Below are 14,451 nucleotides of genomic sequence, written 5' to 3' on the forward strand. Positions count from 1 at the left end.
CACGGTAGCGCCCGTGTCGGGTGACGGCTAGGGGCAGATCCTCCGCGAGGAGCCGGCTCTGCGGCTCAGTACCAGTTCATGGCCTGGGAGTGTCCCCAGGCGCTGCACGGAGTGCCGTAGGCGTCGGCGATGTACTTCAGGCCCCAGGCGATCTGGGTGGCGGCGTTCGTCTGCCAGTCGGCGCCCGCCGTGGCCATCTTGCTGCCGGGCAGCGCCTGCGGGATGCCGGTCGCTCCCCCGTCGTTGTTGTACGCCTGGTAGTTCCAGCCGGACTCCTTGTTCCACAGCGAGTTCAGGCAGGAGAACTGGTCGCCACCCCAGCCGTAGCGGTCCGCCATCATCTGCTGCGCCGTGGCCCGAGCGCCGTCCGGGGTGTTCGCGGAGGCGAGTGCAGCCGCCGCAGCCGCCGCCTTCTCCGCGGCCGCGCGGGCGGCGTCGTCGGCCGCCTTCTTCTCCTGCGCGGCGGTGAAGGCCTTCTGGAGGTCAGCCGTGGCGGTCACGACCTTCTCGGTCTCCGCCTCGGCCTGCTCGGCCGTCACGGTGATCAGGACCAGCGGGAGCGTGGATCGGTCGGCGAGGGTCTCCAGGTCGTCTTCGAGCGCGGTGGTGTCGACGGGCGCCGCGGCGCTCACGTCGAGGCCCGACTCGGCGACCTCCGCGGTCAGGCTCTTCGCCGCGGCGACCGCGTCGGTTCCGTCAGAGACCGTCATGACGGCCTTGTCGGCGATGCGGGTGAGGGGCACGGAGCCCAGGTTCTGGCTCGTGACGGCAGAGGCGGTGTCGGAGCGCTCGGCCCCGGCTGCCGGGGCGGAGGCGAGGCCGACGCTGAGGGTGATGCCGACGAGCGCGGCCGTGGCGGCACCGAGGGCGATCAGGGGTGTACGGGTGACAGTGGCGCGAGCGGCTGCCGCGTCGGAGGCGCGCCGAAGCGCACGGGTCTTCTGAAGCAAGGCTGTGACTTTCGGGTCGTCGTACGCCCTTTCAGGGGACTCATCGGGAGCTCGCCCCGGGCGCAAGTGAACGAGTCTGCGCCATCAACCTGAACGAAAACTAGCCCTCACCTGGGATTTTCATGAGAGAGGGCCCCACGCGGCCAGATGGCGGCGTGGGGCCCTCTCGAGAGGAGTGCGAGACGATCAGGCGTTCGCGTCCTGACGCTTGAGGCGCGAGGCCTCGCGACCACGGACGGTCTGGTCGAGGATCACCTTGCGGATGCGGACGACCTCGGGCGTGACCTCGACGCATTCGTCGTCACGGGCGAACTCGAGGCTCTCCTCGAGGGTCAGCACGCGCGGGGGCGTCATCGACTCGAACGTGTCGGAGCTGGCCGCACGCATGTTGGTGAGCTTCTTCTCCTTGGTGATGTTCACGTCCATGTCGTCGGCGCGGGAGTTCTCGCCGATGACCATGCCCTCGTAGACCTCCTGCGTGGGCTGCACGAAGAACGACATGCGCTCCTGCAGGGCGATCATCGCGAACGGGGTGACGACACCCTGGCGGTCGGCGACGATCGAGCCGTTCTGGCGCGTCGTGATGGAACCGGCCCACGGCTCGTAGCCGTGCGAGATCGCGTTCGCGATGCCGGTGCCGCGGGTCGTGGTGAGGAACTCGCTGCGGAAGCCGATCAGACCGCGCGACGGGACGATGAACTCCATGCGCACCCAGCCGGTGCCGTGGTTGGTCATGTTCTCCATGCGGCCCTTGCGGTTCGCGAGGAGCTGCGTGATCGCGCCGAGGTGCTCCTCCGGCGTGTCGATCGTCAGGTGCTCGAACGGCTCATAGGTCTTGCCGTCGATCTTCTTGGTGACCACCTGCGGCTTGCCCACGGTGAGCTCGAAGCCCTCACGACGCATGTTCTCGACGAGGATGGCGAGGGCCAGCTCGCCGCGGCCCTGCACCTCCCACGCATCCGGGCGCCCGATGTCGACGACCTTGAGCGAGACGTTTCCGATGAGCTCCTTGTCGAGACGGTCCTTGACCATGCGCGCCGTGAGCTTGTGCCCCTTGACCTTGCCCATGAGGGGCGAGGTGTTGGTGCCGATCGTCATCGAGATGGCGGGGTCGTCGACCGTGATCGCGGGAAGCGGGCGGACGTCCTCCGGGTCGGCGATGGTCTCGCCGATGGTGATGTTCTCGAAACCGGCGATCGCGACGATGTCGCCGGGGCCGGCCGACTCGGCCGGGTAGCGCTCGAGAGCGCGGGTCTTGAGCAGCTCGGTGACGCGCGCGTTGCTCGTGGTGCCGTCGGCACGCACCCAGGCCACCGTCTGGCCCTTCTTGAGCGTGCCGTTGAAGACGCGCAGCAGGGCGAGGCGGCCGAGGAACGGGCTGGAGTCGAGGTTCGTGACCCAGGCCTGCAGCGGAGCCTCGTCGTCGTACGCCGGAGCGGGGACGTGCTCGAGGATCGCTTCGAACAGGGGCTCGAGGTCGTCGTTGTCGGGCAGCGCTCCGTCGGCAGGACGGTTCCGCGATGCAGCGCCGGCGCGACCGGAGGCGTAGACCACCGGCACGTCGAGCAGCGCGTCGACGTCGAGGTCCGGCACGTCGTCGACGAGGTCGGAGGCGAGGCCCAGCAGCAGGTCGTGCGCCTCCTCCTCGACCTCGGCGATCCGGGCGTCCGGACGGTCGGTCTTGTTGACCAGGAGGATGACGGGGAGCTTGGCCTCGAGCGCCTTGCGCAGCACGAAGCGGGTCTGCGGCAGCGGGCCCTCGCTCGCGTCGACGAGGAGCACGACGCCGTCGACCATCGACAGGCCGCGCTCGACCTCACCACCGAAGTCGGCGTGGCCGGGGGTGTCGATCACGTTGATCGTGATCTCCTTGCCATCGGCGTGCTTGCCCTTGTAGGTGATCGCCGTGTTCTTGGCGAGGATCGTGATGCCCTTCTCGCGCTCCAGGTCGTTGGAGTCCATCGCGCGCTCCTCCACGTGCGAGTGGTCGCCGAAGGAGCCCGTCTGGCGGAGCATCGCGTCGACGAGCGTGGTCTTGCCGTGGTCGACGTGGGCGACGATTGCGACGTTGCGGAGGTCAGAGCGGAGGGCGTGCGCCATACAAGGGTCCTCAAAGAGTGTGGGGTTGCGCCGGGAAGCCGACGTTCCAGGATAACGTACGCGCGGATCGGGTTCCTGAACGCACGTCGTACCATCGTCCCGTGACCCTCCCCGACCCGACTCCCCCGGTCCCGCAGACGTCCTCGACCGCGCCGAGGCGGAGCGACGAGCCGCGCGAAGGCTCAGGGCGGCTGTGGTGGGAGATCGCCATCGTGCTGGCCCTGGGTCTCGGTCAGTCCGCGATCTACGCGATCGTGCAGCTCGCCTATCGACTCACGGACGACACGCCCCTCGCGGATCAGACGGCCACCCTCAACCCCTCCCGCAGCGACCGGGAGGTGTTCGACCTCATCTATCAGGTGCTGTCGATCGGCTTCGGGCTGGTGCCTGTGCTCCTCGTCTGCTTCCTGTTGTGGCAGCGCCGCCGCCCCCACCTGGAGCGGCTGGGACTCGACGGCACCCGGGTGGCGGGCGACATCGGCCGCGGCGCGCTCCTCGTCCTCGCGATCGGCGTGCCGGGACTGGCGCTCTACTTCGGCGGCCGGGCCCTCGGACTCTTCGTCGCCGTGAACCCCGCGGGCCTGGACGCCCATTGGTGGGCCGTGCCGATCCTGCTGCTCGCCGCCGCGCGCGCGTCGCTGCAGGAGGAGTTCGTCGTGCTCGGGTACCTGTTCGCCCGCCTGCGGCAGCTGGGGTGGTCGCCATGGACGATCATCGTCTCGACCTCGGTGCTCCGCGCGACGTACCACCTCTATCAGGGGCCCGGCGCCTTCATCGGCAACCTCGCGATGGGGCTGCTCTTCGGATGGCTCTACCACCGCACCGGTCGGCTACTGCCGTTCCTGGTGGCGCACTTCCTCATCGACGCGGCGGCCTTCGTCGGCTACCCCTGGGCCGCGGCCACCTGGCCCGCCCTGTTCGGTCTTCCCGGCTGAGGCCCGCTCAGCCGAGGTTGACGACGACGAGCGCCGCGACGGCCCACAGCACGATCACCGCGAGGGCGATGAGGGCCGGGCCGTCCCAGCTGCGTCGGATCGGCGCGTCCGCCGTCGAGGGAGCCGCGGTCCACAGATCGCGGATGCCCGTGAGCACCCGGAGCGCGGACGGCACCTCCGGCTCGGCGTCCTCCTCGCGGGAGCGACGAGGCGGACGCGCCTTGGCCGGTCCGCCCCAGCAGCTCAGGGTACGGCCGTCGTCCAGCGTGAACTCGAGCTGCCACCGCATGTCGATGTCCTGCACGTGCGCCCAGCCGAAGGTCGTGCGACGCAGCAGGTTCTGCACCACGGCCCCCTCCTGATCCACGCGGACGAAGGAGACGAAGGCCGTCTCGTACACGATCCACAGGCCGAGCAGCAGCCAGGGCGCCACGAGCAGCGCCTGCACGATGCTGCCGTTGACGACGGTGTCGCCCAGCAGGAACAGCACGAGCAGGATGCTGAGCACGAAGACGACGGTGCCCGAGGGCGCACGGAAGGTCCGTGCGCCCTCGGGGTGTCCGGGAGACGCCACCTCAGAGGCCGCCGAGCGGGATCGACGCACCCGGGATCGCCTGCAGCAGACGATCCGTGTACTCCTCCTGCGGGTTCGCGAAGATCTCGTCGACCGTCCCCTGCTCGACCACCTTGCCCTTCTCCATGACGCAGACCAGGTCACTGGAGACCCGGACGACCGCGAGGTCGTGCGTGATGAAGAGGTAGGTGAGGTCGAGCTCGGACTGCAGGTCGGCGAGGAGCTTCAGGATCTGATCCTGCACGAGCACGTCGAGCGCCGACACCGCCTCGTCGAGGACGATGATGTCGGGCTTGAGCGCCAGCGCACGCGCGATCGCGACGCGCTGACGCTGTCCGCCGGAGAGCTCGTTCGGATAGCGCGTGGCCAGCGCCTGCGGCAGGGCGACCTGCTCCAGGAGCTCCTCCACACGGGCGCGATGCGAGGCCCGGTCGCCGACGCCGTGGATCTGCAGCGGCTCCGCGATGGTGTTGCCGATGTTCCGCAGCGGATCCAGGGACCCATAGGGGTCCTGGAACACCGGCTGCATGCGCCGGCGGAGTCCGAACGACTGCGCGTTCGACAGGTGGGATACTTCCTGCCCGTCGATCTCGATCGTCCCGCTCGTCGGCTCCTCCAGCTTGAGGACCATCTTCGCGACCGTGGACTTCCCCGAACCCGACTCGCCGACGAGGGCCAGCGTCTTTCCGCGCGGGATCTCGAACGACACGTCGTCCACCGCCCGGAACGCCTCGCTGCGGAAGTTGCCCTGCCGGATCTTGTAGTCCTTGGTCAGGCCGGCCACGCGGACCGTCGGCGGGATGTCGGCCAGGTCGTCGAGCGTCTCGATGCCCCGGTCCTCCACCACCGCCTGGATCCGCTGCGAGGCGACGCTGGGCGCCGCAGCGACCAGTCGCTTCGTGTACGGGTGCTGCGGGTTCTCCAGGATCTGCCGGCTGGGGCCCGCCTCGACGATGTTGCCGCCGTTCATGACGATGATCTTCTCGGCGCGTTCGGCCGCGAGTCCCAGGTCGTGCGTGATCAGCAGCACCGAGGTGCCCTTATCGCGCGTGAGCGACGCCATGTGGTCGAGGATGACCCGCTGCACCGTCACGTCGAGAGCCGAGGTCGGCTCGTCGGCGATGAGGAGCTTCGGGTCGGCCGCGAGACCGATCCCGATCAGCGCCCGCTGGCGCATACCGCCGGAGAACTGGTGCGGATACTGGTGCAGGCGACGCTCGGCATCCGCCAGCCCGGCCTGCTGCAGCACCTCGATCGTCCGCGCCTTCGCGGCGGCGCGCCCCTGGGCGACGCCGTTCGCGCGGACGGCCTCCTTCACCTGGAAGCCGATGCTCCACACGGGGTTCAGGCTCGACATCGGGTCCTGCGGGACGAAGCCGATGTCTCGACCGCGCACCGCCTCCATGTCGCGCCGGCTCAGCCCGGTCAGCGGGCGTCCCTCCAGCGTGATGGACCCGCCCGTGATCGTCCCCGTGCCCGGGAGCAGGTCGACGATGGCGGTCGCCGTGGTCGACTTGCCCGAGCCGGACTCGCCGACGATGGCCACGGTCTCACCGGGCATCACATCGAACGTGATCCCGTGCAGGACCTCGCGCATCCCGTCCTGCGTGCGGAACGCGACGGTGAGGTCGCGCACGCTCAGCAATGGGATCTGTGGGGTGTTGCGGTCGCTCATCGGCGAGCCCTCGCCTTCGGGTCGATGGCGTCTCGGATGAGCTCGCCGAGGCTCACGAAAGCGAGCACCGCGAGGGTGAGCGCGATCGACGGATAGATGAGGGACATCGGAGCGACGCGCAGAGCCGCCTGCGCCTGGCTGATGTCCTTACCCCAGGAGACGACGGTGCCGTCGAGCCCGACGCCCAGGAACGACAGCGTCGCCTCGGCCACGATGGCGGCGGCGAGGCCGAGCGTCGACACGACCAGCAGCGGTGCGATCCCGTTGGGAACGACGTGGGTCACCAGCGTCTTGAACTGCGACAACCCCAGGGCGCGCGATGCCATGACGAAGTCCGCCTGACGCACCCGCAGGATCTCGGCACGCACGACGCGAGCCGTCGAGGCCCAGGAGAACCCGCCGATGGCGAGCGCGAGCGTCCACACCGACCGGTAGTCCGACAGCACCGTCATCACGACGAGCGCGGCGAGGATGTACGGGATCGCGAAGAAGATGTCGCCCACGCGGGAGAGGAGGGCATCGAGCCAGCCGCCGTAGAAACCGGCGATCGCTCCCATGATCAGGCCGAGGACCGCGGAGATCACGGTCGCGATCAGTCCGACGGCGAGCGAGGTCTGCGCACCCCACACGACACGCGCGTAGATGTCGCATCCCTGGAAGTTGTAGCCGAGCGGATGACCCGCGGTGGGGCCCTCGTTGCTGTACGTCAGTTCGCACACGCGCGGATTGACCTGTGTGAACAGCGTCGGCCAGAACGACATCAGCACGAACACGGCGGCGAGGAACACGGCGAACCAGAACAGCGGACGACGGCGCAGGTCCCGCCAGGCGTCACGCCACAGGTTGCTGGGCTTCTCGCCGACGCGGACGGCGTCGACGGAGATCGTCTCGGTCTCGACCGGGGCGACGTAGTGCTTCTGCGTGGTGGGGTCAGACATAGCGGATCCTCGGGTCGAGCAGACCGTAGAGCAGGTCGATGACAAGGTTCACCAGCACGTACAGGATGACGAACACCGTCACGAAGGAGACCACGGTCGGTCCCTCGCCCCGGATCGCCGCCTGATAGAGCGTGTTGCCGACACCGGGGATGTTGAAGATCCCCTCGGTCACGGTGGCCCCGACGAGAAGGACACCGAAGTTCGTGGCGGAGTTGGTGATGACCGGGATGAGGGAGTTGCGCAGCACGTGCACGGGGAGGACGCGTCGCCGCGAGAGCCCCTTGCTGTATGCCGTGCGCACCCAGTCCTGGTTGAGGGTGTCGATCACCGAGCTGCGCATCAGGCGCATGCTGACGGCGAACAGGCTGAACCCGAGGACGAGCGCGGGGAGCCACAGGCCGCCCCAGTCGTTGTCGGAGCCGACCGTGGGGCTGAACCAGCCCCACTGGATCGCCAGGAAGTACTGCGCAAGGAAGCACATCACGAAGATCGGGATGGCGAGGGCCACGAGCGCGACGAGCAGGGCCGTCGTGTCGAAGAGCTTCCCCTTGCGCAGCGCCGAGATGGTTCCGACGGAGATCGCGAGGGCGAACTCGATGCCGATCGCCATGATCGCGAGACGACCCGTGACCGGCAGGGTGTCGACGAGAACGTCGGAGACCGGCCGGCCGGAGAACGTCACGCCGAGATCACCGTGGAAGACACCGGTGATGTAGTACCAGTACTGCACCAGGAACGGATCGTTGAGGTGGTACTCCTCGCGGAGCGCGTTGACGAGGGCCTCGCTGGGCGTACGGTCGCCGAACAGCGCGAGGATCGGGTCTCCCGGCATCGCGAAGACGAGGAAGTAGATGAGCAGAGTGGCCCCGAAGAAGACGGGGATCACCTGGAGAAGACGTCTGAGGATATAGCTGAGCATCCGCTGTCGCTTTCGGGCGGTCGCGAACAGGCAGGACGGAAGCACCCGACGAGGCGGTGACGGAAGACCGTCACCGCCTCGCGGTTGCGAGCTCCGTCAGGCCTATTCGGCAGCCTTCGTGATCTCGTAGTACAGCGGCACCGAGTTCCAGCCGAAGGTGACGTTGTCCACCGTGTCGGCGTAGCCACCGGTCACGTTGGAGTACCACAGCGGGATCGCGGGGAGGTCGTTGAAGAGGATCTCCTGCGCCTTGGTGAACTCCTCGACCTGAGCCGCGGTGTCGGTGTTGCTGATGCCGTCGGCGATCAGCTTGTCGAACTCGGGGTTCGAGTAGTCGCCGTCGTTCGAACCGGCGTTGGTCGCGTAGAGCGGGCCGAGGAAGTTATACAGACCGGGGTAGTCGGCCTGCCAACCCGAGCGGGCGGCGGTCTTGATGCTGTTGTTGTTGATCTCCTCGCGGATGACCGAGAAGGTCGGGTACGGGTCACCCGAGGCCTCGATGCCCAGCGTGTTGGAGATCGCGTTGGTCACGGCCTCGACCCACTCCTGGTGGCCGCCGTCGGTGTTGTAGGCGATCTTGAACTCGCCCTCCCACGGGGAGATCGCGTCGGCCTCGGCCCACAGCTCCTTGGCCTTCTCCGGGTCGTACTTCAGGACCTCATTGCCCGAGATCGAGTCCGACCAGCCGTCGATGACCGGCGACGTGAAGTCGGAGGCCGTGGTGCGGGTGCCGAAGAAGATCTTGTCGGTGATCTGATCGCGGTCGAACGCCATCGAGATGGCCTGGCGACGGAGGATACCCTCTTCGCCCGAGAAGTGCGGCAGGAACTGCCCGATCGTGAACGACTGGAACACGGCGGACGGCTGGTTCACAGCGCGGTCGCCGAGGTCGTCCTGGAACGTGGGCAGCGAGACGGCGGGGATGACGTCGATGACGTCGACCTTGTTGCCCTGCAGGTCCGCGTAGGCCGCATCCTGGGTCGCGTAGAACTTGATCGTGAGACCGCCGTTCTTCGCCTGGCGCCCGCCCTCGTAGTCGTCGTTGCGGACCAGGTCGATCTGCACGTCGTGCTGCCAGGCGCCCTCGCCGTCGAGCTTGTACGGACCGTTGCCGATCGGGTTCTCCCCGAAGGCGTCCATGTCCTCGAACGCCGCGTCAGGCAGCGGGTAGTACGCCGAGTAGCCGAGGCGCAGCGCGAAGTCGGCGGCCGGCTTGTTCAGGGTGATCTTGAAGGTGTAGTCGTCCACCTGCTCGAGGCCGGTCAGGTCGCCCTGCGCGCCGTACACCTCTTCGGTGTTCTGGAAGCCCTCGATGTCCTCGAAGAAGTAGTTCGAGAGGTGCGCGTTCTCCGCCTGGGCGCCGTAGTTCCACGCCTTGATGAAGTTGTCGGCCGTGACCTCTTCGCCGTCGGAGAAGGTCTGCCCCTCCTTCAGCGTCACCGTGAGGTGCTGCGGGTCTTCGGTCACGATCTCTTCGGCCATGTCGTTGACCGGCTTGCCCTCGGCGTCGTAGTAGACGAGCCCGGCGAAGATCTCGTCGAGGATCTTGCCGCCGCCGACCTCGTTGGTGTTGGTCGGGATGAGCGGGTTCTCGGGCTCGGAGCCGTTCGTGGTGATGATGGCATCCGGGTCGGCCTTCGCCCCGCTGCCGTCGTCTCCCGAGTTGCCGCCGCCGCTCGCGCAGCCGGCGAGAGTCAGGGCGCCGATCACGAACAGTGCGCTGCCCGCGAGGGCGATCTTGTTGCGCTTCACTTTTGTCCTCCTGTGGACGTGGGAATTCTGCGCGGCTCATCATCGAGCGCGCAGGGATACCTGAGCGTAACCCGGGGGTCGCGCGTCCAGGACGTTCGGCTAACGAACTGTTACTGAGTGGTGACCATCTGTCACATGACGGAAACATGGCGTAACGCGAACGGCGCCGCGCCGCCGGGAGGCGGGCGCGACGCCGTTCGTCGTGCGGGTCCGTGTCAGGCGAAGGCCTCGATCGGCGGGCAGGCGCAGACGAGGTTGCGGTCGCCGTACGCCTGGTCGATCCGGCGGACCGGCGGCCAGTACTTCGCCGCCACCAGCGAGCGCACCGGATAGGCGGCCTCCTCGCGGGTGTAGGCGTGCGCCCACTCCCCCGCGATGAGCGAGATCGCGGTGTGCGGGGCGTGCACGAGCGGGTTGTCGTCTGCGGGCCAGCGCCCCGCGGCGACGGCGTCCGCCTCGGCCTTGATCATGATCATCGCCTCGATGAACCGCTCGATCTCGTCGAGGTCCTCCGACTCGGTGGGCTCCACCATGAGGGTGCCGGCGACCGGGAACGACATGGTCGGGGCGTGGAACCCGTAGTCGATCAGGCGCTTGGCGACGTCGTCGACGGAGATGCCGGTGGCCTCCTTGAGCGGACGCAGGTCGAGGATGCACTCGTGCGCGACCCGACCGTTCTCCCCCGTGTAGAGCACCGGGAAGTGGCCGCCGAGGCGCTCGGCGATGTAGTTCGCCGAGAGGACCGCCGCGGCGGTCGCGCGCCGGAGCCCCTCGGCCCCCATCATGCGCACGTACGCCCACGAGATCGGGAGGATGCCCGCGGAGCCGTACGGTGCCGCGGAGATCACGGCGCCCTCGAACGTGTGGCCGCCGAAGTGCTCGGCGCGCTGCGCGAGCGGGTGCGACGGCAGGTGCGGCGCGAGGTGCGCCTTCGCCGCGACCGGACCGATACCCGGGCCGCCGCCGCCGTGCGGGATGGCGAACGTCTTGTGCAGGTTGAGGTGCGAGACGTCGCCGCCCAGGTCGCCGAAGCGGGCGTAGCCGAGGAGCGCGTTGAGGTTCGCGCCGTCGACGTACACCTGACCGCCGGCCGCGTGCACCGCCCCGGTGATCTCGACGACCTGCTCCTCGTACACGCCGTGCGTGGACGGGTACGTGATCATCAGCGCCGCCAGGTCGTCGGCGTGCTGGGCGATCTTCGCGCGCAGGTCGTCCAGGTCGACGTTGCCGAGCGCATCGCTCGCCACCACGACGACCTTCATGCCCGCGAGCACGGCGGAGGCCGCGTTCGTGCCGTGGGCGGAGGACGGGATGAGGCACACGATGCGGTGGTCGTCGCCGTTCGCGCGGTGGTAGCCGCGGATCGCGAGGAGGCCGGCGAGCTCCCCCTGGGATCCGGCGTTCGGCTGCAGCGACACCGCGTCGTACCCGGTGATCTCGGCGAGCCAGCCCTCGAGCTGGTCGATGAGCTCCAGGTAGCCGCGCACGTCGGCCTCCGGGGCGAACGGGTGGATGCCCGCGAACTCCGGCCACGTGATGGCGGCCATCTCCGTGGCGGCGTTGAGCTTCATGGTGCACGACCCGAGCGGGATCATGCCGCGGTCGAGCGCGTAGTCCCGGTCGGACAGGCTCTTCAGGTACCGCATCATGGCGGTCTCGCTGCGGTGGCTGTGGAACACCGGGTGCGTGAGGTACTCGTCCTCGCGGCGGAGGGCGTCCGGCAGCGCGTCCGCGTCGCCGAGGCCGAAGCCGAAGGCGCGCTCCTGCTTCCCTCCGAAGACCTGCGCGACCTGGTGCAGCTCGGCCACCGTGGTCGTCTCGTCGACCGCGATGCCGATCGTGTCGACGTCGGCGACCCGCAGGAGGATGCCGTAGCCGCCCCGTGCCTGGTCCGCGTACTCCGCCGCCCGGCCGGGGACGCGCACGGTCAGTGTGTCGAAGAAGTGCTCGTGGACGACCTCGGCGCCGGCCTCGACGAGCCACTCGCGCAGCAGGGTCGCCTTGGCGGTCACATCGCGGGCGATCTGTCGAAGCCCGTCCGGGCCGTGGTAGACCGCGTACATCGACGCCATCACGGCGAGGAGCACCTGAGCGGTGCAGATGTTCGACGTCGCCTTCTCGCGGCGGATGTGCTGCTCGCGGGTCTGCAGCGAGAGGCGGTAGGCCGGCTTGCCTTCGGCGTCGACGGAGACGCCGACGAGGCGTCCGGGCAGCTGCCGCTCCAGGCCTGCGCGCACGGCCATGTAGCCGGCGTGCGGGCCGCCGAAGCCCATCGGCACACCGAAGCGCTGCGTCGTGCCCACGGCCACGTCGGCCCCGAGGGTGCCGGGCGCGGTGAGGAGCGTCAGCGCGAGCAGGTCGGCGGCCGCGACGGCGAGCGCGCCGGCGACGTGCGCGGCGTCGAACACCGCGGACGGATCCCACACGCGGCCCGAAGCCCCCGGATACTGCACGAAGACGCCGAAGAGCTCGGCGGGGAGCTCCTCCCCCGCCGCGAAGTCGACCGCGACGAGCTCGATGCCGAGCGCCTCGGCGCGGGACGCGAGCATGGCCTTCGTCTGGGGCAGCGCATCCGCGTCCACTGCGAACACGTTCGACGCGGTTTTCGATGCCCGGCGCGCGAGCAGCATCGCCTCCACGACCGCGGTGGACTCGTCGAGCATCGACGCGTTCGCGGTGGTGAGGCCGGTGAGCTCGGCCACCATCGTCTGGAAGTTGATCAGCGCTTCCAGGCGCCCCTGCGAGATCTCGGGCTGGTACGGCGTGTAGGCCGTGTACCAGGACGGGTTCTCGAGGACGTTGCGCTGGATGACCTGCGGGGTGACGGTGCCGTAGTAGCCGAGGCCGATCATCGAGCGGTTCACGGTGTTGCGCCCGGCGAGGGCACGCAGCTCGGCCAGCGCCTCGGTCTCCGACGCGGCGACCGGGATGCGGGAGTCGGCGACCGCGTCCTCCGGTCCCGTGTAGATCGAGGCGGGGACGGCCTGACGCATGAGCTCCTCGACCGGGCTCAGCGTCCCGCTGTCGACGGAGCCGAGACCGAGCGCGTCGAGCATCGTGCGCTGGGCGGCCTCGGTCGGTCCGATGTGACGATCGGCGAATGCAACCACTTCCGGATCAGCCCTCCGTGAGTGCGACGTAGGCGTCGCGGTCCAGCAGTCCGTCCAGCGCGCCGGCGGCGACGGACACCTTGAGCAGCCAGCCGCCCTCGAACGGCTCGGCGTTGACGAGCGAGGGGTCGTCGACGACGGCGTCGTTGATCTCGACGACCGTGCCTGCGACCGGGGCGTAGAGCTCCCCGACCGACTTGGTGGACTCGATCTCGCCGACGACGGAGCCGGCGGTCAGCTCGGTGCCGACGGCGGGGAGTTCGACGAAGACGACGTCCCCCAACTTCTCGGCGGCGTAGTCGGTGATGCCGATGGTGACGGTGTCGCCATCACCGGCGATCCACTCGTGCTCGTCGGTGTAGCGGAGTGCGCTGAGGTCGGTCATTTTGTCCTCCGGTAGAAAGGCAGGGCGGTCACGGTCGCGGGGATGCGGGTCCCCCGCACATCAAGGAATACTGCGGTTCCCTCCTCTGCGGAAGAAGGGTCGACGAAGGCCATCGCGATGGGGTGGCCGAGCGTCGGGCTCAGGGCGCCGCTGGTGATCTCTCCGATCGGGGTGCCGTCGGCGTCGACGACCGCGTAGCCGGCACGGCCGGCGCGTCGCCCCTCCGCCGTCAGGCCGACGAGGATCCGGGCGTCGTCGGCGGGCGCCGGCGCGTCCTTGCCGACGAAACTGTCCTTCGCGGCGACCACGACGCGGCCGAGGCCGGCCTGGGCGGGTGCGGTGGCGAGGCTGAGCTCATGGCCGTACAGCGGCATGCCGGCCTCCAGCCGGAGCGTGTCGCGGGCGGCGAGGCCGGCGGGAACCAGACCGTGCGGAGTGCCGGCGTCGAGCACCGCGTCCCACAGCGCGGTCGCGTGGGCGGCCGGGACGAGGAGTTCGAAGCCGTCCTCTCCGGTGTAGCCGGTGCGGGCGAGGAGCAGCGGCTCCCCCTCGAAAGACGCGGTCGCCCACGCGTAGTACTTCTGCTCCGCCCACGGGACGCTGACGTCGGCGATGCCCTCCGTCGCCGCGAGGATCTCCTCGGCCCGAGGGCCCTGCACGGCGATCAGCGCGTAGTCGTCCGAGACGTCCGCGACCTCCACGGGGCCCGCGTCGGCGTCCGCCACCCGCTCGGTGAGTGCCTGACGCACGGCCTCGCGGTTGCCCGCGTTGGAGATGATGAGGAAGTCGTCGTCCGCCAGGCGGTAGACGATCACATCGTCGACGATGCCGCCCTGAGGCGTCAGCAGCAGCGAGTACTTCGCCTTGCCGACCGCGAGCGCGGACAGCCGTCCGGCGAGGGCGTAGTCGAGGAACGCCGCGGCACCGGTGCCGCGGACCGTGAACTCCGCCATGTGCGAGATGTCGAAGACGCCCGCCGCCTGCCGCACCGCGTGGTGTTCGGCGAGGTCGGACGTGTAGCGCACCGGCATCTGCCAGCCGCCGAAATCGGTGAAGGAGGCGCCGAGCGCCTCATGGCGCTCGCGCAACGGGGTGTAGCGGGGGTCGGACATG

11 protein-coding genes are annotated in these 14,451 nt (G+C 69.1%); 1 reads left to right on the forward strand and 10 read right to left on the reverse strand.

Translation table 11 applies throughout. The features are described from left to right. Nucleotides 1–65 precede the first annotated feature (65 nt). Together AB1285_RS09720 and typA are read right to left on the reverse strand one after the other, a co-directional pair. Nucleotides 66–950 (reverse strand): phospholipase, encoded by an 885-nt coding sequence (locus tag AB1285_RS09720; protein WP_370428703.1) that lies wholly within the window; start codon nucleotides 948–950, stop codon nucleotides 66–68. A gap of 186 nt (nucleotides 951–1,136) precedes the next feature. Further along, on the reverse strand, nucleotides 1,137–3,050 hold the full coding sequence (gene typA, locus AB1285_RS09725; protein ID WP_187663645.1) for a translational GTPase TypA: 1,914 nt from the start codon (nucleotides 3,048–3,050) through the stop codon (nucleotides 1,137–1,139). A gap of 101 nt (nucleotides 3,051–3,151) precedes the next feature. On the opposite strand from typA, the gene AB1285_RS09730 reads away from it, so the two are divergent. Next, nucleotides 3,152–3,985, forward strand: coding sequence for a CPBP family intramembrane glutamic endopeptidase (locus AB1285_RS09730; RefSeq protein ID WP_370428702.1), 834 nt, complete (start codon nucleotides 3,152–3,154; stop codon nucleotides 3,983–3,985). Between the two features lie 7 nt (nucleotides 3,986–3,992). Here the strand turns inward: AB1285_RS09730 and AB1285_RS09735 are convergent, their stop codons facing one another. The 8 genes from AB1285_RS09735 to gcvT all read right to left on the reverse strand — a co-directional run bounded on the left by AB1285_RS09735 (nucleotide 3,993) and on the right by gcvT (nucleotide 14,450). Beyond that, nucleotides 3,993–4,559: a PH domain-containing protein gene (locus AB1285_RS09735; protein ID WP_187663643.1), complete on the reverse strand. Its 567-nt coding sequence runs from the start codon at nucleotides 4,557–4,559 to the stop codon at nucleotides 3,993–3,995. 1 nt (nucleotide 4,560) lies between these two features. Continuing rightward, nucleotides 4,561–6,234 (reverse strand): dipeptide ABC transporter ATP-binding protein, encoded by a 1,674-nt coding sequence (locus AB1285_RS09740; RefSeq protein ID WP_268777757.1) that lies wholly within the window; start codon nucleotides 6,232–6,234, stop codon nucleotides 4,561–4,563. Beyond that, nucleotides 6,231–7,172, reverse strand: coding sequence for an ABC transporter permease (locus AB1285_RS09745; RefSeq protein WP_187663641.1), 942 nt, complete (start codon nucleotides 7,170–7,172; stop codon nucleotides 6,231–6,233). Before AB1285_RS09745 ends, AB1285_RS09740 begins: the two co-directional genes overlap by 4 nt. Beyond that, nucleotides 7,165–8,091, reverse strand: a complete 927-nt coding sequence (locus AB1285_RS09750) for an ABC transporter permease (RefSeq protein ID WP_370428701.1) — start codon at nucleotides 8,089–8,091, stop codon at nucleotides 7,165–7,167. Before AB1285_RS09750 ends, AB1285_RS09745 begins: the two co-directional genes overlap by 8 nt. Before the next feature lie 102 nt (nucleotides 8,092–8,193). Beyond that, entirely contained in the window at nucleotides 8,194–9,843 is a 1,650-nt protein-coding gene (locus tag AB1285_RS09755; RefSeq protein ID WP_187663639.1) for a peptide ABC transporter substrate-binding protein, read from the reverse strand. 215 nt (nucleotides 9,844–10,058) lie between these two features. Next, nucleotides 10,059–12,899: an aminomethyl-transferring glycine dehydrogenase gene (gene gcvP / locus AB1285_RS09760; RefSeq protein WP_370428722.1), complete on the reverse strand. Its 2,841-nt coding sequence runs from the start codon at nucleotides 12,897–12,899 to the stop codon at nucleotides 10,059–10,061. A gap of 61 nt (nucleotides 12,900–12,960) precedes the next feature. Continuing rightward, a complete protein-coding gene (gene gcvH, locus AB1285_RS09765; protein ID WP_060923660.1) occupies nucleotides 12,961–13,338 on the reverse strand; it encodes a glycine cleavage system protein GcvH in 378 nt (125 codons plus the stop codon). Continuing rightward, nucleotides 13,335–14,450, reverse strand: a complete 1,116-nt coding sequence (gene gcvT, locus AB1285_RS09770) for a glycine cleavage system aminomethyltransferase GcvT (protein ID WP_370428700.1) — start codon at nucleotides 14,448–14,450, stop codon at nucleotides 13,335–13,337. Before gcvT ends, gcvH begins: the two co-directional genes overlap by 4 nt. Between the last annotated feature and the right edge of the window lies 1 nt (nucleotide 14,451).

The sequence above is a fragment of the Microbacterium sp. NRRL B-14842 genome, from assembly GCF_050470785.1.